At 69.2% G+C, this 20,968-nt stretch carries 12 protein-coding genes and 1 pseudogene; 4 read left to right on the forward strand and 9 right to left on the reverse strand.

The genetic code is table 11. The features are described 5' to 3' along the window. The first annotated feature begins 6 nt into the window (after positions 1-6). Both EY822_RS14015 and EY822_RS14020 read left to right on the forward strand, forming a co-directional pair. Positions 7-567 (forward strand): DUF3090 domain-containing protein, encoded by a 561-nt coding sequence (locus EY822_RS14015; RefSeq protein WP_150309076.1) that lies wholly within the window; start codon positions 7-9, stop codon positions 565-567. Then, positions 564-1,337 carry an SCO1664 family protein gene (locus EY822_RS14020; RefSeq protein WP_150309077.1) on the forward strand — a complete coding sequence of 258 codons (774 nt, stop codon included), beginning with the start codon at positions 564-566 and terminating at the stop codon, positions 1,335-1,337. Before EY822_RS14015 ends, EY822_RS14020 begins: the two co-directional genes overlap by 4 nt. 30 nt (positions 1,338-1,367) lie before the next feature. Here the strand turns inward: EY822_RS14020 and EY822_RS14025 are convergent, their stop codons facing one another. The 4 genes from EY822_RS14025 to EY822_RS14040 form a co-directional block, all read right to left on the reverse strand. Then, complete coding sequence (locus EY822_RS14025) at positions 1,368-3,422, reverse strand: vWA domain-containing protein (protein ID WP_150309078.1); 2,055 nt, start codon at positions 3,420-3,422, stop codon at positions 1,368-1,370. After that, positions 3,415-4,800, reverse strand: a complete 1,386-nt coding sequence (locus EY822_RS14030) for a MoxR family ATPase (RefSeq protein ID WP_150309079.1) — start codon at positions 4,798-4,800, stop codon at positions 3,415-3,417. The genes EY822_RS14025 and EY822_RS14030 overlap by 8 nt, the downstream gene beginning before the upstream one ends. Positions 4,801-5,058: 258 nt before the next feature. Next, positions 5,059-5,289, reverse strand: a complete 231-nt coding sequence (locus tag EY822_RS14035) for a tautomerase family protein (protein WP_150309080.1) — start codon at positions 5,287-5,289, stop codon at positions 5,059-5,061. 45 nt (positions 5,290-5,334) lie between these two features. Next, the gene (locus EY822_RS14040) at positions 5,335-6,219 is read right to left on the reverse strand and encodes an NAD-dependent epimerase/dehydratase family protein (RefSeq protein WP_150309081.1); all 885 of its coding nucleotides are present in this window, start codon (positions 6,217-6,219) and stop codon (positions 5,335-5,337) included. 169 nt (positions 6,220-6,388) lie between these two features. On the opposite strand from EY822_RS14040, the gene EY822_RS14045 reads away from it, so the two are divergent. Next, the gene (locus EY822_RS14045) at positions 6,389-8,779 is read left to right on the forward strand and encodes an ATP-binding cassette domain-containing protein (RefSeq protein ID WP_150309082.1); all 2,391 of its coding nucleotides are present in this window, start codon (positions 6,389-6,391) and stop codon (positions 8,777-8,779) included. A 14-nt stretch (positions 8,780-8,793) separates the two neighbouring features. Continuing rightward, a pseudogene (locus tag EY822_RS15520) lies at positions 8,794-9,054 on the forward strand (GrpB family protein); the annotation flags it as partial. 32 nt (positions 9,055-9,086) lie between these two features. Here the strand turns inward: EY822_RS15520 and EY822_RS14055 are convergent. From EY822_RS14055 to EY822_RS14075, 5 genes are all read right to left on the reverse strand, one after another. Continuing rightward, on the reverse strand, positions 9,087-10,376 hold the full coding sequence (locus EY822_RS14055; RefSeq protein ID WP_150309084.1) for a M1 family metallopeptidase: 1,290 nt from the start codon (positions 10,374-10,376) through the stop codon (positions 9,087-9,089). Then, positions 10,373-14,317, reverse strand: a complete 3,945-nt coding sequence (locus EY822_RS14060; protein ID WP_150309085.1) for a Pls/PosA family non-ribosomal peptide synthetase — start codon at positions 14,315-14,317, stop codon at positions 10,373-10,375. Before EY822_RS14060 ends, EY822_RS14055 begins: the two co-directional genes overlap by 4 nt. Positions 14,318-14,391: 74 nt before the next feature. Continuing rightward, positions 14,392-16,455, reverse strand: a complete 2,064-nt coding sequence (locus EY822_RS14065; protein WP_406610380.1) for an ABC transporter ATP-binding protein — start codon at positions 16,453-16,455, stop codon at positions 14,392-14,394. Beyond that, entirely contained in the window at positions 16,452-18,185 is a 1,734-nt protein-coding gene (locus EY822_RS14070) for an ABC transporter ATP-binding protein (protein WP_150309086.1), read from the reverse strand. The genes EY822_RS14065 and EY822_RS14070 overlap by 4 nt, the downstream gene beginning before the upstream one ends. Positions 18,186-19,103: 918 nt before the next feature. Further along, entirely contained in the window at positions 19,104-20,552 is a 1,449-nt protein-coding gene (locus EY822_RS14075) for an HNH endonuclease signature motif containing protein (protein WP_150309087.1), read from the reverse strand. Positions 20,553-20,968: the final 416 nt, after the last annotated feature.

Raw genomic sequence — 20,968 nt, forward strand, 5'->3', positions numbered from 1 at the left:
GGAATCATGCCCACCATCGTCCATGATTTCTCCTGGCCCGACCGGGTCGTCGTCGGCACCGTCGGCTCGCCCGGGTCTCGTGCGTTCTACCTGCAGGTGCGCAACCGGGCCCAGATCATCAGCGTCGCCCTCGAGAAGGAGCAGTCGGCCGTTCTTGCGGTGAAGATCGACGAGATCCTCAACGAGCTCATGACCAACGAGAGCAACGCGTTCAGCATCCCGGCCACGACACCGGTCGAACTCGTTGACAACGACCCGCTCGAACAGCCGCTCGACACGCAGTTCCGCACCGGTGCCATGAGCCTCGGCTGGGATCCGTCCACCGCGCAGGTCGTGGTCGAGGCGTACCCGATAGTCGACGATGACGACGACACGGACTATCTGGGTGACGACGATGACGATGGTCCCGCTGAGGTGCTGCGGGTGCGAATGCCGGTCGGCACCGCTCGAGCGTTCGCGAAGCGCACGCTCGAGGTGGTCGGATCGGGTCGACCGCTCTGCCCGCGGTGCGGCGACCCCATGGATCCGGACGGCCACACCTGCCCGTTGTCCGGCGACGTCGGATGACGGACGCCGACGGCGACCTGACGACCGGCGAGCTCGAGCTGGTGGGTCGCATCACGACGGCCTCCAATGCCACGTTCGTGGGACGCATCGGGGACACGGTGGTCGTCTACAAGCCCGTCGCGGGTGAGCGCCCCCTGTGGGACTTCCCCGATGGCGACCTCGCCAGCCGTGAGGCCGCCGCGTACCTCGTGTCCGAGGCGTTCGGCTGGGACGTGGTTCCACGGACGTGGCTGCGAGACGGACCTCTCGGCGTGGGGATGGTGCAGCTCTGGCAGGAGTTCGACCCCGAGCAGGACGCGGTGGATCTGGTGCCGGTGGATGCCGTGCCCGACGAGGGCTGGCGCCACGTCTTCGACGGCAGCGACGAGGAGGACCGCCTGGTCGCCCTCATCCACGAGGACACTCCGGCACTCCGCCGCATGGCGGTCTTCGATGTGGTCGTGAACAACGCCGACCGGAAGGGCGCCCACGTGCTGCCCATGCCGAACGGGCACCGGCACGGTGTTGACCACGGCCTCACCTTCCACGTGGAGCACAAGTTGCGCACCGTGCTGTGGGGCTGGTTGGGCGAGCCCCTCACCGCAGAGGAGCTCGAGGGGGTGGGCCGGGTGCGCGAGGGGTTGGCCGCGGATCTCGGCACAGCGCTCTCCGCGTTGATCAGCGACCGGGAGATCGCCGCCCTCGCGGGACGATGCGACCGTCTGCGGTCGGAGGGGCGATTCCCGGCTCCGCGCGGCGAGATGCCCGCGGTGCCCTGGCCCCTGTTCTGATCCGACCGTTCTGATCCGACCCCCGCGCGGTCAGCCGGTCCAGTAACCGCGGCCGCCGCCGAACATGTCCCCGAATCCGCTCCCCGGCGAACCGAAGCCACCGGCGCCCTGGCGTGAGCCGAGGTAGGACCCGACCACCGCGGCACCGAGTTCGTCGAGCTCCGGCGACACGACGGTGCCGCCTACCCGCTTCGCGATCGAGTCGACGAAGCGGGCGAGACCCGGATCCTCGCCGAGACGGAAGAACGTGGTCTGTGCGCCCAACCGCATCGACGAATCGAGTTCCCGCACCGCATAGGCGACGGTCGCCGGATGCGGCGGGTAACTGAAGAAGACATCGCCGCTCGACTCCAGATGCGATGTGGGTTCCCCGTCGGTGACGATGAGGAGCACCGGCTGGGCGGAGGGATGCTTGCGGAAGTGCCGGTTGGCGAGCAGCAGCGCGTGGTGCAGGTTGGTGCCCTTTTCGTACACCGCGTCGAGCCCGGTGAGCTGCTCGATGCCCATGACGGAGGCGGAGCGCCCGAAAGCGATGAGCTGGAGGTCGTCGCCGCGGAAGCGCGTGCGGATGAGGGTGTGCAGCGCCAGCGCCGTGCGCTTCATAGGCACCCAGCGCCCATCCATCGCCATCGAGAACGAGGTGTCGACGAGGAGCGCCACGCAGGCCTGCGTGCGCGCCTCCGTCTCCTGGATCTCCACGTCGCCGATCTCGATCCGCACACCCGCCCCGCCCGCCCTGCGCCCGGCTGTCCGGCCCAGCGCATTCGTGATGGTGCGCGGTACATCCCACGGCTCGGTGTCGCCGAAGGCCCACTCCCGGGTGGCGCCGGAGCGTTCGCCGGCCGCACCGGCCTGCCGCAGGTCGCGGTTGCCCTGGCGGCCCGACATCCGCTTCGCGACATCGCGCAACAGCGACTTACCCAGTTGACGCATCGCCTTCGGGGTCAGCGTGAGCTGACCATCGGAACCGCGCCGCAGGGTGCCCGAGTCACGGAGCGCCTGCTCCAGCCGTTGAAGCGTGCGCGCGTCGACAGCCGCGTCGTCGCCGAGCTGACGGGTGAGGGCATCGAGATCGAGATCGTCGAGCCGCGAGCCGCTGTACGACTGCGACAGCTGTTCCGCGAGCTCGTCCAGCTCGGCGATGTCCTGGAAGACGCCGGTGCCGTCGCCCAGACCGAGACCGTTCTCGCCGTCCATCGACTCCGCACCGCCCCAGTCCTCGCCCGGGCGGAGCGAGCGGAGGTTTCCGTCGAGCTCGGCGAGGGACTGCATGAGCTCGGGGGAACCAAACGCCTGCTGCGCCAGCGCGTCGAGCTCGGCGCGCTGCTCCTCCGTCATCGAGTTGCGCATCCGCTGCGCCGCGGCGGCGCGGGCGGCCAGCGAGTCGAGCAGCTCCTCCACGGACCCCGGCCGCTCGGGGAAGTAGTCGCCGTGCTGGGCCATGAACTCATCGAATTGCTCGTGGGTGTCGTCGCCGCGCTTGTGCGCCTCGAGCAGGTCGTTGAGGTCGCCGAGCATCACGATGATGGCCGCGCGATCCTCGTCCGTGGCGTTCTCGAGCGCGTTCTTCATGCCGGCGAAGCGCTGGTCGAGCATCTCGCGGCCGAGCAGATCCTTGATTCGCTCGTAGTTCGCGCGCGCCTCGGTGCTGCGCCAGTCATACCCGGCCAGATCCTGCACCGCCGCCGCGGGCGACGTCGGGAGGGTGTCCAGTTGCATCTCCGCCAGCATGCGGTCGGCGTCGTCCATGTCGACGTCGCGGGCCAGTTGGCCGCGCTCGGCCAGCACGGCCTTCTGCAACAGCTCGGTGATCTCCTGGAGGGTGCCGTCGAGGTTGTGCTCGCGGGTGAGTTCCCGTCGACGCTCCGCCACCCGCCGGGCCAGGTCGTCCAGCCCGGCCTGGTCACGGCCGCCGCGGCGCAGGAACTCCCGCATGGCGCGCTCCGGCGACGAGCCCGCCATCACGTCCTCGCCGATGGCGTCGAGCGCCTCGGTCAGGTCGACAGGCGGCGCGAGCGGATCCGGTCCGCCCGCATACCTGCCGTACCGGGACGCCCGGGTGAGCCGGCGATTGGCTCTAGCCATAGATGGTTTCGCCTCCGCCGCTCTCCTTGCTGATCTTGCGCATGAGGTAGAGGCCCTCGAGGGCCAGCTCGATGGCTCCGGCCCGCTGCCCGTCGTTCGTGGCATCCAGCCGCTCGCAAACCACGTCGTACAGGTCGGACTCGCCGAGCGGCGGGAGTCCGGTGAGGAACTCGCGGGCAGTCACCTGCTCACCGGTGGTGATCATCACGCCGGTCTCGATGGCGGTGGTGAGGGCGGCGAGGTCAACGCCCCGGAGGTGAGCACGAACGGTCTCGGCGGTCGCGGTGCGCAGCAGGTGGTCGAGGATCTCGTCCTCGCGCCCCTCCTCCCCCGACTCGAATTCGATCTTGCCCCCCAGCACGTCGACGGCGGTCTCGAGATCCACCGGGCGGGCCACCGCATGCTCCTCGCCCTGGCGGGTTGCGCGATGGATCGCCGCCGCGGCGATGGTCTCGGCTCCCGCGATGGCGAACCGCGCGCTCACGCCGCTGCGCTGGTCGACGGCGCTGGATTCGCGCAGGGCCCGAGTGAAGCGCGCGAGGATCTCCACCAGGTAGTCGGGCACGTCGGCGACGAGGTCGGACTCCTGCCGGATGATCGCCACCTCGTCGGCCAGTTCCGTCGGGTAGTGCGTACGGATCTCGGCCCCGAAGCGGTCCTTCAGCGGGGTGATAATGCGGCCGCGGTTGGTGTAGTCCTCGGGGTTTGCACTGGCCACGACCAGCACGTCGAGCGGGAGGCGCAGCACGTAACCGCGAATCTGGATGTCCCGCTCCTCCATCACGTTGAGCATCGCGACCTGGATGCGTTCGGCGAGGTCGGGCAGCTCGTTGATGGCGACGATGCCGCGGTGGCTCCGCGGGATGAGGCCGAAGTGGATCGTCTCCGGGTCGCCGAGGCTTCGCCCCTCGGCAACCTTCATCGGATCGACGTCACCGATCAGGTCGGCCACGCTGGTGTCCGGGGTCGCGAGCTTCTCGGCGTACCGCGCGTCGCGGTGGCGCCAGGTGATCGGGAGGTCATCGCCGAACTGCACCGCGCGGCGGATGCTCGTCGCGGTGATGGGCTCGAAGGGGTGCTCGCCGAGCTCCGACCCCTCGATGACCGGCGACCACTCGTCGAGCAGGCCGTTCATCGTGCGCAGCAGGCGGGTCTTGCCCTGGCCGCGCTCGCCGAGCAGCACGATGTCGTGTCCGGCGAGCAGAGCTCGTTCCAGTTGCGGGATGACGGTGGCGTCGAAGCCGTGCAGGCCGGGCCACGGGTCGCGCCCCTCGCGAAGCGCGGACAGCAGGTTGTCGCGGATCTCGCCGCGGAGACTTCTCTGAACATGGCCGGAGGCGCGGAGCTCACCGACCGTGGCAATGGCTGGTCGTGTCACCTCGGCGACTCTACCCCCGGCCGCTGACGAATGGGGCTCAGGGACCGTGAGGGCGGCAACGTCCCTTCGACAGGCTCAGGGACCGTGGGGCCGCACCGTCCCTTCGACAGGCTCAGGGACCGTGAGGGCGGCAACGTCCCTTCGACAGGCTCAGGGACCGTGGGGCCGCACCGTCCCTTCGACAGGCTCAGGGACCGTGGGGCCGCACCGTCCCTTCGACAGGCTCAGGGACCGTGGGCGGCTCAGGGACCGTGGGGCTCAGCTGGGGTCGGCCGCGTGGCGGGCGACGACCTCCGCACGGGAGTCGTCCTCACTGGCGAGTACACCGCCGTTCGCCACGATGTCGGGGTCGATCTCGTCGAACACCATCCGCACGTCCTGGGGGCGGGCGCCGAGCACGTCCACGGCGGTCTGCGTGACGAGGCGTGCGAACTCCCGGCGCTGTTCGACCGAACGGCCGCGGAGGAGTTGAACGGTGATGTTGGGCATGTCGGTCCTATTCTGTTCTGGCCGTATTCGGTCGAGGGGTCGTGCTCAGGATGACAGGGCGCGTCCGTCCCGGTCGAGGTAGTCGCTCCACGAGCGGGTGGCCTCCCAGCCGAGCAGCTCCCGGGCTTTTCTCGTCGAGATGCCGGAGGCGTCCACCCGGTCGAGCTCGCGCAACTCGATGGAGTCGCTGTAGTACGCGCGGAGGACCTCCGCGAAATCGTGGCCGCCGGCGTTGTCCGGGTTGGCGATGTAGAAGACCTCGTGGCCCGGCAGGTCGGACGTGGTGGCCAGCACGATGGCGTCCGCGAGGTCGTAGACGTCGATGTAGCTCCGGAAGTTGCCGTTGACGATCGAGGGGTCGCGCACCAGGGGGCCGAGGTTCGTCTCGTAGTTGTCCTCGTTGTGCACGGTGGCCGGCCGGATGGTGATAGCCGCGATGTCGGACCGGCGGACGGCGGCGTCCATCATCTGCTCGCCGAACGCCTTGGAGAGCGCGTACACGTCCTGCGGGTAGATCGGGTGCTCCTCGTCCACCGGCACGTAGTCCGGAGAGAAGGGGCGCTCGGGGAAGAAGTTGCCGACGATGCTCTCGCTCGAGATGTTCACGAAGCGCTTGACACCGAAGCGCACGGCGGCCTCGATCATGTTGAAGGTCGACATGACGTTGGTGTGCATCACGACGTGGGCGGGGTGGCCGAGGGGTTGCGGGATGGCGGCGATGTGCACGACCGCATCGGCACCGGCCACGATCGCGAACGCCGATCCGGCATCGGTCAGGTCCGCTTGCTTGTACCGACCGGGCACCACGACCCCGGCGTCGAACACCGGGGGCACCAGATCGACCCCGAGCACATCGTGCCCCGCGTCGACGAGCGCCTGGGTGGCCGCGCGCCCGACCTTGCCGCGTGATCCCGTGACGACGACCTTCATGGTGTGCTCCTCAGCCTTCCCGGCGCGGACGCTCGGGCATCGAGCATAGGTCCGATGATACGGACTCCGCCGGGCCCGTGATCCGTGGCTCTAGAGGACGGCGCGGAGCGTCCACTAGATTTGCACCGGCCTGTCGCTGAGGCAGCCCCGCAGGACGGATGGAGATCCCATGAGCACGGCCACGACGACGGAAGCCCGGCTCCCCGGGATGCACGCCGCCGACACTCACGATGTCATCCGCGTGCAGGGTGCCCGGGAGAACAATCTCAAGGACGTCAGCCTCGAGATCCCGAAGCGCCGGCTCACGGTGTTCACCGGCGTGTCCGGCTCCGGCAAGAGTTCGCTGGTGTTCAGCACGATCGCCGCGGAGTCGCAGCGCATGATCAACGAGACCTACAGCGCCTTCCTGCAGGGCTTCATGCCCACGCTCGCCCGACCCGATGTCGACGTGCTCGGCGGGCTGACCACCGCGATCATCATCGACCAGGAACGGATGGGCGCCAACTCCCGCTCCACGGTCGGCACGGCCACCGACGCCAACGCGATGCTGCGCATCCTCTTCAGCCGGCTCGGGCAGCCGCACGTCGGGCCGCCGCAGGCGTTCTCCTTCAACGTGGCGTCGATCAGCGGCGCGGGCGCGGTGACGATGGAGCGAGCCGGGAAGACCACGAAGGAGCGGCGGAGCTTCTCGATCACCGGCGGGATGTGCCCGCGGTGCGAGGGCATGGGAACGGTGAACGACATCGACCTCACCCAGCTCTACGACGACTCGAAGTCTCTCGTCGACGGTGCGCTCACCATTCCGGGCTACACGGCGGACGGCTGGATGGTGCGCATCTTCAGCGAGTCGGGGTTCCTCGATCCGACGAAGCCGATCCGGGACTACACGAAGAAGGAGTTGAACGACTTCCTCTACAAGGAGCCGACGAAGGTCGCGTTGCAGTCCATGAACATGACCTACGAGGGTCTGATCCCGAAGATCTCGAAGTCGTTCCTGTCGAAGGACAAGGAGGCGATGCAGCCGCACATCCGCGCCTTCGTCGAGCGCGCCGTGACCTTCACGACCTGCCCCGACTGCGAGGGCACCCGCCTGAACGAGGGCGCCCGGTCGTCGCGCATCGCCGGCATCAGCATCGCGGATGCCTGCGCCATGCAGATCAGCGACCTCGCCGAGTGGGTGCGGGGGGTGCACGAGCCGTCGGTGGCACCGCTTCTCGCCGCGCTGCAGCACACTCTCGATTCATTCGTCGAAATCGGGCTCGGTTACCTGTCGCTCGACCGCCCGGCCGGCACGCTGTCGGGCGGTGAAGCGCAGCGCACCAAGCTCATCCGTCACCTCGGGTCTTCGCTCACCGACGTCACCTACGTGTTCGACGAACCGACCATCGGACTCCACCCCCACGACATCCAGCGGATGAACGAGCTCCTCCTGCGGCTGCGGGACAAGGGCAACACCGTGCTCGTCGTCGAGCACAAGCCCGAGATGATCGCCATCGCCGATCACGTGGTCGACCTCGGGCCGGGCGCGGGAGCGGCGGGCGGCACCATCTGTTACGAAGGGACCCTCGACGGCCTCCGCGCGAGCGACACCCTGACCGGGCGTCACCTGCACGACCGGGTGGCGCTGAAGGACGCGGTGCGGGAGCCCACCGGAACGCTGCAGATCCGCGGCGCGTCCGCCCACAACCTGCGGGACGTCGACGTGGACATTCCCCTGGGAGTGCTCGTCGTGATCACCGGTGTCGCCGGCTCGGGCAAGAGTTCGCTCGTGCACGGGTCGATGCCCGAGGATGCGGGCGTGGTGTCGATCGACCAGGGCGCGATCCGTGGTTCGCGCCGGAGCAACCCGGCCACCTACACCGGCATGCTCGAACCGATCCGCAAGGCCTTCGCGAAGGCGAACGGCGTGAAGCCGGCACTGTTCAGCTCGAACTCCGAGGGCGCCTGCCCGAACTGCAACGGAGCGGGCGTCATCTACACCGACCTCGGGATCATGGCGAGTGTCGCCTCCCCCTGCGAGGTGTGCGAGGGCAAGCGGTTCGACGCGTCGGTCCTCGAGTACACGCTCGGTGGCCGGGACATCAGCGAGGTGCTCGCAATGTCGGTGACGGAGGCGACCGAGTTCTTCGGCGCGGGTGACGCGCGGACCCCGGCAGCGCACGCCATCCTGCAGCGCCTGTCCGACGTCGGCCTCGGGTATCTGAGTCTGGGTCAACCGCTCACGACACTGTCGGGTGGTGAGCGCCAGCGGCTGAAGCTGGCGACCCACCTCGCCGAGAAGGGCGGCGTGTACGTGCTCGACGAGCCGACCACCGGACTCCACCTCGCCGACGTCGAGCAACTGCTCGGTCTTCTCGACCGGCTCGTCGATTCGGGCAAGTCGGTGATCGTCGTGGAGCATCACCAGGCGGTGATGGCGCATTCCGACTGGCTCATCGACCTCGGGCCGGGCGCCGGCCGCGACGGTGGTCGGATCGTGTTCGAGGGCACCCCGGCCGAGCTGGTGGCCGCCCGGTCCACGCTCACGGGCGAGCACCTCGCGTCGTACGTGGGCCGCTGAGCGCCCTGCCCCGCATGCGCACGCATCCGCTCTGGCGGCCGTACGATCCCGCCGCCACGCTCGATCGGCGTCGCTTCCGGCTCGCATCCCGCCAGGTGCACGTGGGAGGGGTGGTGCCGTACGACGCCTCGTGGCCGGAGCAGTTCGATCGCCTTCGCCGCCTGCTGACCGCGGCGCTCGGACCGCGGGCGCTCGAGGTGCACCACGTCGGATCCACGTCGGTGCCGGGGCTCGCGGCGAAGCCGATCATCGACGTGGACGTGGTGGTCGAGGACTCCACGCGCCGATCGCGACCGTTGACCGTGGCTCAGGGAAGGGCGGGCATGGCGGCCGAGAACAGCCACGGCTGGAAGAAGCCCGACCCGAGGCCCGATTCCGCCACGAAGTCCGCCGTCGTGACGGTGCCGTGCCGGTGCCGATCGCACCATCGGGTCAGCAGGTCGAAGAATGCCGGGTCGCCGAGCCGGCGACGCACGGCATGCAGGGTCAGCGCTCCCCGCTTGTAGACGCGGTCATCGAACATGAGGCGCGCTCCAGGCTCCCCGATGCGGATGTCCTGACCGAGCCGGGCGAGTCGGGCGTGATGGCCGCGGGCGAGCGCATCGGCCGACGCGCCACCGCTGTGCTCCGACCAGAGCCACTCGGCGTAGCAGGCGAATCCCTCGTTGAGCCAGATGTGCCGCCACTCGGTGAGGCCCACACTGTTGCCGAACCACTGGTGCGCCAGCTCGTGAGCGATCAGCCGCTCCGTCGACCCGGCACCGTCGATGTGATTCGAACCGAAGACCGCCATCGCCTGTGCCTCGAGCGGTATCTCTAGTGCGTCATCCGTGACGACGAGGTGGTACTTGCCGAACGGGTACGGTCCGAAGAGCTGCTCGAACAACGCCATCATGCCGGGAACGACGGCGAAGTCGGAACGGACGCGCGCCTCGAGGGCCGGCGGATACGCGACCGTGGCGATCACGGATCCCGCCCGCATGGTGGTCGTCGCGTACCGGCCGATCTGCACGGTCGCCAGGTACGGCGACGTGGGGACCTCCTGCTCGTACACCCACGATCGGCGGCCGGAGACCTTCGTGCGGGAGACCAGATGGCCGCTGCAGACGACCGTGTACGGGGCGTCGACGGTGACCCGGATGCGGAAGGTCGCCTTGTCGCCGGGCCGGTCGTTGCAGGGGAACCAGGTGCACGAGCCCGACGGCTGGGAGGCGACGAGCACGCCGTCGCTGAGCTCCTCCCAGCCCAGCTCACCCCACGGCGTGCGCCGGGGGGACGGGGCGCCCGCGTACGCCACGGTGACGGCGAATCGATCCCCCGCCGCGATGGTGTCGGGGGGAGTCACGGATAGCGTCGAGCCGAGGTGGGAGTACTTCGGGGCGGGGTCGCCATTCACGCGCACCGAACTGACGCGCAGCCCGGCGAGATCGAGGGAGAACTTCCGAAGCTGCACGACCGCCACCGCCGTGATCGTCGCGGTGGCGGAGAGACGGTTCCGCGACACCCGGTAGTCGAGGTCGAGGTCGTAGTGCTCGACCCGGTATGCGCCGGTACCGACCTCGGGGGTGTACGCGTCTCCGGATGCCTCCGGCGTCACGAACGGCCCGTGGTCGCGGGCACCTTCGATGCGTAGTCGCCGATGGTGACCTCGCGCCACGGGCCGATGGGGTTGCCGCTCCAGCGGCTGGCCTCCGGCACGAGTTCGCCGCGCATCACGAGGGACACCGGCCCCACCGTAGCCTGGGCGGCGATGCGGGCCGCCGGCAGGATGACGCTGTGCGGGCCGAGCGTAGCTCCGGCGTCGAGGGTGACGGTGTCCATACTCATGATTCGATCATGGAACAGATGCGTCTGCACGACGCACCCGCGGTTCACCGTGGCCGCGTCGCCGAGGGTGACGAGATCCGCCTCGGGCAGCCAGTGGCTCTCGCACCACACGCCGCGGCCGATGCGCGCGCCGAGGCTGCGGAGCCACCACACCAGGGCGGGTGTGCCGCCCGCCGATGACGCGAACCAGGGCGCCGCGACCATCTCGGTGAAGGTGTCCGACACCTCGCTGCGCCAGATGAAGCTCGACCAGAGCGGATGCTCGCCCACGCGCACCCGACCGATGAGCACCCACTTCGCGGCCGTGGAGACGGCCGCCGCGACGGCCCCGGCGGCGAGCAGCACGACGCCGCTGAGGGGGATGGCCGCGAGCAGTCCCCATGCCGACGTGATGGCGCCGAGGACGAGCAGCACGCCGAGCCCGATGGCGCAGGTGACGAACACGGGGATCGCGCGGCCGAGCTCCCAGAGGATGCGCGCCACCCGCAACCGTGGGGGCGGGTTCGTCGTCCTGCGGGCATCACCCGCGTTGACCGTCCGGCGGAGACGCACGGGCGGGGACCCCAGCCAGGATGAGCCGGCCTTCGACTTGAGCGGTGCCGCCGACAGCACCGCCACGAGACCGTCTTTCGGCACGCGGTGCCCCGGACCGGCCATGCCCGAGTTGCCGAGGAATGCGCGGGCACCGATCTCGGCGCGGGCCACGCGCATCCATCCGCCGCCCAGCTCGTATGAGGCGACCAGCGTGTCGTCGGCGAGGAATGCCCCATTCTTCACCGTGGTCATGGCCGGGATGAGCAGCACCGTGGACGCCTCGACATCCCGGCCGATGGTGGCTCCGAGCATCCGCAGCCACACGGGGGTGAAGAGCCCCGAGTACAGGGGGAACAGCGCGCTGCGCGCGAGGTCGAGCAGGCGCTCGGTGGTCCACAGTTGCCAGCCGACGCGGCTGCGCACCGGATGCATGCCCTCGATCACGCCGAGACCGAGGAGGCGAACGATGATCACGACGGAGCCGGCCAGGACGACGCCGGTGGCGAGGACGGCCGGGACAAGGGCGGCGAGGGAACGCCACCAGAACTCCACGAGGTCATCGGCACCGCGCGCCGCTCCGGCGAGAAGGGCGCCACCGACCGCGAACGCCACGATCGGCAGCACGGCGAGGAGCACCGAGGAGACGGCGTACCCGTAGACCCAGCGCGTGCGCCGCGGCGGGCGGGCGGCGGGCCACCACACCCGGGCGCGTCCCACCCGCACGGCCGGCGACCCGGCCCACCGCTGGCCGGCGGGTACCCGGCCGAACACGGCCGACCCGGGAGCGATCTCGGCGTTCTTGCCGATCCTCGTTCCGGGCAGCAGGGTGCTGCGCGCCCCGACCGTCGACCCGGCACCGATGCGTACCGCTCCAACGCGGACCGTGTCGCCGTCGATCCAGTACCCAGAGAGGTCCACCTCCGGCTCCACCGAGGCACCCCGGCCGATCCGGAGCATGCCCGTGACGGGCGGCAGCGTGTGCAGGTCCACGTCTTCGCCGATGCGTGCACCGAGCGCGCGCGCGTAGTAGGTGATCCATGGGGCACCGGCGAGTCCCACGGCGCCGATCTGCTGCGCGATCTGTTCGGCCAACCAGATGCGCAGGTGCCAGGAGCCTCCGCGCGGGTAGTTTCCGGGCTCGAGGCGCCGGAGGAGGAGACGAGCGGCCAGAGCCGAGATCGCCATCCGGCCGAACGGCGTCGCGAAGAGGAGGATGCCCGTGAGGAGCACGCCGATCGGTACCGTCGGGAGGGCGTCGAAGCCGCCGAGCGGCGCGAGGATGCTGCTGGCGGTGAGCAGGTAGACCAGCCAGCGCATCCCGGTCAGGGCGAGCAGGGGAACGCCGAGCAGCGTCAGGATCCACTGGGTCGCAACCGGTGTGGCGCGGGGCGCGGGGCTGCGCGGCTGGGTCGCGGACGGCGTGCGGCCGGCGATGGCGTCGGCCATCGCCTCGAGCCGCGGGTGCGCGTACACGTGGGCGACCGTGAACTCGGGGTCGACGGAACGGATGCGTGCGACGAGTTGAGCGGCGGACAGCGAGCCGCCACCCAGATCGAAGAAGTTCGCGTCCGCGCTCGTCACCGGCATGCCGAGCACAGCCGACCACATGTCCGCCAGAGGCCGCAGGCGGCCGGGGAGTTCGGTGTCGGTCTCAGCGGCTCCCGCCAGTGGCCAGGGAAGCGCCGCGCGATCCACCTTGCCGGACGTGCGCGTGGGCAGGTCGTCGATGCGGGCGAGCACGGGGACGAGTGCGGCGGGCAGTACTCCCCGTAGGTGCTCCACGGCGGCGTCGCGGTCCCAGTCCCCCCGTTCCGTCGGGACGACGTAGCCCACGAGCACCTGGTTGCCGGCGGGCGTGGTCTGCACGGCCACCGCGGCGCCGGACACCCCGGGCAACGCTTGCAGGGCCGATTCGATCTCGCCCAGCTCGATCCGTCGGCCGCCGACCTTCACCTGGTCGTCGGCGCGCCCGGAGAAGATCAGACCGGCGCTCTCGTAGCGCACGAGGTCACCGCTGCGGTACGCGCGCTCCCAGCCGAGGGTCGGGAATGGCGCGTACTTCTCCGCATCCTTCGCCGCATCGAGGTACCGAGCCAGTCCGACCCCGCCGATGATGAGCTCACCGGACTCCCCCTCGGCGACGCGGCGGCCGTTCTCGTCCACCACCGCGAGGGTCCAGCCGTCGAGTGGAAGGCCGATCCGCACCGGGCCGGCGCCACCCAGGCGGGCGGCGCACGCGACCACCGTCGCCTCGGTCGGCCCGTAGGTGTTCCACACCTCCCGGCCGTCGCGGGCCAGCCGCTCCCCGAGCTCGGGCGGGCACGCCTCACCACCGAAGATGAGCATCCGCACGTTCTCGAGCGACTCCGCCGGCCACAGTGCCGCGAGGGTGGGAACGGTCGAGACGATAGTGATGCCGCGCGTGGTGAGCCACGGCCCGAGGTCCATACCGCTTCGCACGAGACTCCGCGGTGCCGGCACCAGACAGGCGCCGTGCCGCCACGCGAGCCACATCTCCTCGCACGAGGCATCGAAGGCGACGGACAGACCGGCGAGCACCCGGTCACCGGGGGCGATGGGTTCCTCTCTGAGGAACAGTCGTGCCTCCGCATCGACGAACGCCGCGGCGGATCGGTGCGACACGGCGACGCCCTTCGGCGTTCCCGTGGATCCCGACGTGAAGATCACCCAGGCGTCGTCCGTGGGGTCGGGCGCCCCGTCCAGCGGGGTGGCTACCGAAGGGTGGGGCGCAGGTCCGGCGAACAGCCGCCGTTCGGCGCCGTCGGCGGCGGTGTACACCCCGGAACCGGTGATCGTGCCGATCACGCGGGCCTCCCCGAACACCAGCCGGGCGCGCTCGTCGGGGTCGTCGGCGTCCACGGGCACATAGGCGGCCCCCGCGGCGAGAATGCCGAGGATGGCGAGGTACAACCGTCGCGTGCCCGAGGGCATCCGGACGCCGACGCGGTGGCCCCGACCGACTCCCGCCTTGCGCAGCTCCGTCGCCACCTGCGCCACCCGCGCCATCATTTCGCCGTAGCTGAGGGCTCCGTCCGCGTCCTCGATGGCCGATGCCTCGGGATGCGCCTCGGCCGACTCGCGCAGGATGTCGATCAGGGTGCGGGCGGAGGGTGCCGCCTGCGAACGATCGAGGATGCTCTGCGGGGAATCGATCATGGAACTTTCGTCTCGGGTGGGCCGCTCCGTACGATCGACTGCCGAGGTGAACGGGAGGTTAAGAACGTCCCCCGCTACTCGACGCGCGCCGCCGCGAACTGCGACATGTACAGCCGGTAGTACGCGCCCTGCGCCTCGAGGAGTTCGGTGTGCGACCCCTGCTCGACGATCCGCCCGTCCTCCATCATGAGGATGATGTCGGCGTCGCGGATGGTGGACAACCGGTGCGCGATCACGAAGCTCGTGCGGTCGGTGCGGAGCGCTGCCATGGCGTGCTGCACCAGCAACTCGGTGCGGGTGTCCACCGAGCTCGTCGCCTCGTCGAGGATGAGTAGGGACGGGTTTGCCAGGAACGCCCGGGCGATGGTGATGAGTTGCTTCTCTCCCGCGCTGACGTTGTTGCCGTCCTCGTCGATCAGCGTGTCGTAGCCGTCGGGCAGGGCACGCACGAACCGGTCGACGTAGGTGGCCTTCGCCGCCTCCATCACCTGCTCCTCGGTGGCATCGAGGTTGCCGTAGCGGATGTTGTCGTAGATCGATCCGCCGAACAGCCAGGCATCCTGCAGCACCATGCCCACCTTCGAGCGGAGCTCGGCGCGGCTGAGGTGCGTGATGTCCACGTTGTCCACCGTGATCCGCCCCGAGTTCAGCTCGTAGAAGCGCATCACCAGGTTCACGAGCGTGGTCTTGCCCGCGCCGGTCGGACCGACGATGGCCACGGTCTCGCCCGGCCGTGCGGCGAAGGTGAGGTCGTCGATGAGCGGCTTGTCGGGCGTGTACCGGAAGCTCACGTTCTCGAATGCCACGTGACCGTCGGTCTTCGCCGGCAGCGTCTCGGTGGCCGTGTCGGGGTCCTGTTCGTCGGCGTCGAGGAGCTCGAACACGCGCTCGGCGGAGGCGACGCCGGACTGCAGCATGTTGGCCATCCCGGCCATCTGACTGAGCGGCTGATTGAACTCGCGGGAGTACTGGATGAACGCGGTCGCGTCGCCGAGGGTCATCGACCCGGACGCCACGCGGAGCCCGCCGACCACGGCGATGCCCACGTAGGACAGATAGGAGATGAACTGCATGACGGGCATGATCATGCCCGACACGAACTGCGCGCCGAACGAAGCCCGGTACAACTCCTCGTTCTTCTCGTCGAACTGGGCGAGCGACTCCTTCTCGCGGCCGAAGACGCGCACGAGGTCGTAGCCGCTGAACGACTCCTCGATGTGGCCGTTCAGCTGTCCGGTGTTCTTCCACTGCGCGGCGAACAGCTTTTGGCTGCGGACGCCGATGATCCCAGCACCGATCGCGGAGAGGGGCAGTGCGATCAGCGCGATCAGCGCGAGCTGCCACGACACGATGAACATCATCACGGTGATGCCGATAAGGCTGAGCGCCGACATGATGAGCTGCGCGAACGCCTGCTGCAGGGCCTGCTGCACGTTGTCCACGTCGTTGGTCACGCGGGAGAGCATGTCCCCGCGCTGGCGCGTGTCGAAGTAGCCGAGCGGAAGTCGGTTGAGCTTCTCCTCGGTCGCGCGGCGGAGGGTGAACACCACTCGCATGACGATCTTGTTGAGCACGTAGCCCTGCAGCCACATGAACAACGACGACACGAGGTACATGCCGAGAACGACGAGGATCAGTCGGCCGAGCACCCCGAAGTCGATGCCCGCTCCGGGGATGAACTCCATGCCCGTCAGCAGGTCGGCGAACTGGTCCTGACCTTGCGCGCGAAGGCGGTCGATGACCTGCTCCTGGGTAAGGCCCGACGGCAGGTCGCGGCTGATGATGCCATTGAAGATCACGTCCATGGCGTTGCCGAGCACGCGCGGGGCGATCACGTTCAGCACGACGGCGACGACCACCATGACCAGGACAACTGAGATGGCGGCTTTTTCCGGGGCGAGCAGCCCGAAGAGCCGCTTGGCCGACGGCCAGAAGTGCTTGGCCTTCTTGGCCGGCACGCCGCCGAACATGTCGCCGTCGGCCTCCGTGGGGGTGAACTCCTCGTCGAGAACCTGCGCCTCGGCATCCGCCGCCGCACCGGGCGTCGGCGCCGCGACCGGTGCCACCTGCGCTCCGGAGCGTCGCGTTCGTTCCTTCCTCGTGCCCGCCTTGTTCGCGCGCGGCTTGTCGGTGCTCATGCCACTTCCTCCGCCGCTGCCTGCGACTGCACGATCTCTTGATAGGTGGGCGACGTTTCCAGCAATTCGTCGTGCGTGCCGCGTGCCACGATCTGTCCGTGATCCATGACGAGGATCTGGTCGGCGTCGAGGATGGTGGTCACGCGCTGGGCCACGATGATCACCGTGGCGTTCTGCGTCGTGGTCTTCAGGGCTGCGCGCAGCCGCGCATCGGTGGTCACGTCGAGCGCGGAGAAGGAGTCGTCGAAGAGGTACACCTGCGGCTTGGCGACGAGCGCCCGCGCGATGCACAACCGTTGGCGCTGGCCGCCGGACACGTTGGTCCCGCCCTGCGAGATCGGGGCGTCGAGGCCGTTGTCCTTCGCGCGCACGAAGTCCGCTCCCTGCGCCACGGTGAGTGCCTCCCAGAGGTCGCCGTCCGTCGCATCCGGGTTGCCGAAGCGCAGATTGTGGGCGATGGTGCCGGAGAACAGGTAGGGCCGCTGCGGCACCGACGCGACGCGGTCGGTGATGTCGGCGTGCGCCATCCGGGTCACGGGCACGCCGTCGAGCAGGACCTCACCGCTGCCCACGTCGAACAGTCGGGGCAGCATGGAGATGAGCGTGCTCTTCCCCGCCCCGGTGCTGCCGACGATCGCCGTGGTCTGCCCGGGTCGCGCGGTGAAGCTCACGTTGTCGAGCACCGGCGCCTCGGCCCCGGGATAGGCGAAGGTCACGTTGCGGTATTCCACGACGCCGGCCTGCCGCGTGGGCTGCTCCGGCCGCTCCGGCTCGGAGATCGCCGGAGTCACTCCGAGAACCTCGCCGATGCGCTCGGCGCAGACGGATGCGCGCGGGATCATCATCGCCATGAAGGTGCCCATCATCACCGCGACGAGGATCTGCAGCAGGTACTGCAGGAAGGCGGTGAGCGCGCCCACCTCCATCTCCCCCGCGTCGACCCGGAGGCCGCCGAACCACAGCACGGCGGCCGTGGCCAGGTGCAGGATCATCCCGATCAGCGGGAACATCAGCACGAATAGGGACCCGACGGCGAGGGACACGTCGGTGAGTTCCCGGTTCGCCTTCCCGAAGCGCTGCGCCTCGTACGGTTCGCGCACGAACGCGCGGACCACGCGGATGCCGGTGATCTGCTCGCGCAGCACGCCGTTGATGTTGTCGATCTTGGTCTGCATGGTGCGGAACAGCGGCATCAGCTTCCAGACCAGAAAGCCGACGACCACGAACAGTGCGGGCACCGACACCCACACGAGCCAGGACAGTTCGAGGTCCTCGCGGAGCGCCATGATGATGCCGCCCACGCACATGATCGGTGCGGCGACCATGAAGTTGAGGCCCATCAGCACAAGCATCTGCACCTGCTGCACGTCATTGGTGCCGCGGGTGATGAGGCTGGGTGCGCCGAACTCGTTCACCTCCTGCGCCGAAAAGCTCGACACCTTGTGGAAGACGGCGCGTCGCACGTCGCGGCCCACGGCCATGGCGGCCTTCGAGCCGAAGTACACGGCCGCGATGGCCGCCGCCACCTGCACGAGGCTCACGCCGAGCATCACCATGCCGATGTCCCAGATCAGCTCGGTGTCGCCCCGGGCCACACCGCGATCGATGATCTCCGCGTTCAGGCTGGGCAGGTAGAGCGCCGCGATGGTGGCCGCGAGCTGCAGCACCACCACTGCGACGATGAACGGCTTGTAGGGCCGCGAGTACTGGCGGACCAGGGAGATGAGCATGGAGCGGTGTTCCTCGAATCGTGCGCGTGCGCGTGCGTGTGCGTGCTGGGGTGAGCGTGGTCGGCGGTATTCGGTGCTCGGATGTGGATGACGATGCGGATGACGGGGCGCTGCTCGCGCGGCTCGACCGTCGCCCGGGATCCGGCATATCGCCGGTGCGGGAAATAGGCGCACGCCAGCGTATGCCCACCATCGCGCGGTGTCCATCAGCCATAAGGCGGAGATGCGCGCCGCCCCGCACGGTCCCTGAGCCCGTCGAAGGGACGCGACCCCGCCGTCCCCTCGCTTGTCGAAGGGACGCGCCCGACGGTCCCTGAGCCGCACGGTCCCTGAGCTTGTCGAAGGGACGGCGGGGTGCGTCCCTGAGCCGCACGGTCCCTGAGCTTGTCGAAGGGATGTGACCGGTTGCGGTCGTGTGGGGGTGCGGAGGTGGCGTGCTGGGGCTCCGCCCATAGATGCCCACCGACCCCCGAGCCCCACCACGCCACCCCCGCCCCCAACTCCTCGGGCGACGGCCGTTCCCGGGGTGGTCGAGGCGGCCTATGCGGATACGGTCCCTGAGCTTGTCGAAGGGACGCTCGCCGCGCCGTCCCGTCGCTTCGCTTCGCTTCGACAGGCTCAGCGACCGTAACTCGCGATCGCCACGCCCGCTGAGTCGTCGAGGAGCACGCACCTCACACGGTTTCTGAGCCTGTCGAAGGGACGCAACCGCAAGGGACGCACGCATACGGTCCCTGAGCTTGTCGAAGGGGCGCTTGCTGCGCGGTCCCGTCGCTTCGACAGGCTCAGCGACCGTTACTCGCGATCGCCACGCCCGCTGCGTATCCCGACGGGAACGCAACCTCACACGGTCCCTGAGCTTGTCGACGGGACGCGATCCGCACCGGTCCGGTCGTGACGACGCTCCGCTGTGGGCTTCTACTCGGGTGGGGCGTCGAGCCGGTCGAGGAGTCGGGTGCGGGACTTGGTGGCGGGTCGCCACGTGCCGAAGTACTCGATCCAGGGTGGTGGTTTCACTTCCGGGACGCCGTGTCGCATACGGATCTGCCACTCGGAAGTGTCGATGGTGCGGTGATGGAACCAGCACAACAGCACACCATTGTCCGGATGCGTCGGCCCGCCATCCTTATCAGGGATCACGTGGTGGATCTCGCACCAGCCGGCGGGGATGGTGCAGCCGGGAATGATGCACCCGCCGTCTCGGAGGGAGATCGCGCGTCGTTGCGGTGGGGTGAAGCACCGCTCCGGTGACCCCAGGCGCACGATCCGCCCTTCCTGGCTAAGGACGACCTTTTGGATGCCACCGGTGCACACCATCTGCCGCACCGTCCGCATCGACACCGGACCCTCCACCCGATCCGACCAGCCGGCACCCTGCCCGGACGCAAGATCCTCCGCCCGGACGGACACCAGAACGGTGGGTGCGGCACCGCCGATTGTGGGTGCCTGGCCGCTGCGGGCCATGGCGTCGATGATCGCGACGAAGATGTCATGCCGCTGCTGAGCCGGCGTCCGGGAATCCTTCCCGCCTTCCGCTTCGGCGGTTGCCCGTTCTTCTTCGGTCATGAATGCGGGCGCGGTGGTCGGGGTCAGGTACGCGTCGAACAGAGTCTTCACCCGACCCCCGGCTTCCGCCATGAGCCGGAACGAGCCATGCAGCAGCCCGTTGCGTTCCGGACCGAACCGGAAGTCCCGCACCGCCATCGACCGGTCCTCCGCCGGATCAAGGCCGTCCGGGTCGAGCTTCGCCTGCCACACGCACACCATCACCCGCACCGAGTCCGCCGACACCGGCACCGTGCTGTCAGGGCCCGTGCCGGTGGCCGCGGCGACCAACTCGGTCTTCGCCTTTCCCAACTCGTCGAGAGACCCGTGGGCGAGAAGCGAGGTGAGTCCCTTGGTGATCACCGTGGCCGCGTCGATGCCTATAGTGCCGTCTTCGACGGCCTGAGCCACGAGATCGAATCGTGCTTCGGTGCGGTCGCCGCCCGGGAACGAGTCACGACGCACATCACCGGCCAGTACTACCCGCCGGCGAGCTGTCGTGCCGGACACCTGCGTCAGTTGCTCGATCAGGTCTGCCGGAGTCCGACAACCGCGGGACACAGCCAGCCCGCGCGCACCGCGATTGGGCCGGGACCGGTCCGCGACCTCGCCGGCCAGGACGACCCGTAAGGCGTCGACGCGACGGCCGAGACGCTCGACCTCGGCCACCAGCGCCACCGTGTCCTCGTCGGAAAGATCTGGGACGGTGGTGCACGGGAGTGCGTTCGCGCACTCGTCCGCAAGCGTCCGAATCCGCGCGACCGGATCACCATCAATGGACGATTGCTGCCGGCCCGAGGCCTTCGTGGGCGAGGGATTCATGCACGTACTATCGCACACACCTACGACATTTTCGCCCGAAGGTTCGAGCCGGTCAGTGGGCTTTTCGCCGTCGAGCTTGTGGAGGAGAAGAGGGGGCGGTCGACGGCGCCTATGTCCCTTCGACAGGCTCAGGGACCGAGTGGTCGGGTTCCTGCGACGGGCTCAGGGACCGAGTGGTTGCGTCCCCTCGACAGGCTCAGGGACCGAGTGGTTGCGTCCCTTCGACAGGCTCAGGGACCGTGTGGGAACCCTTCTTCAGCGAGCTTGGGACCGTGTGGTGGCGTCCCTGCCACGAGCTCAGGGACCGTGAGGTCGCGTCCCTTCGACGAGCTCAGCGACCGTGAGGTCGCGTCCCTCCGACAGACTCAGGGACCGTTCGGGGCGTCCCTTCGACGAGCTCAGGGACCGTGGGGTGG

Origin of the sequence: Planctomonas psychrotolerans (assembly GCF_008642235.1) — a bacterium.
Taxonomy (GTDB): Bacteria; Actinomycetota; Actinomycetes; order Actinomycetales; family Microbacteriaceae; genus Planctomonas; species Planctomonas psychrotolerans.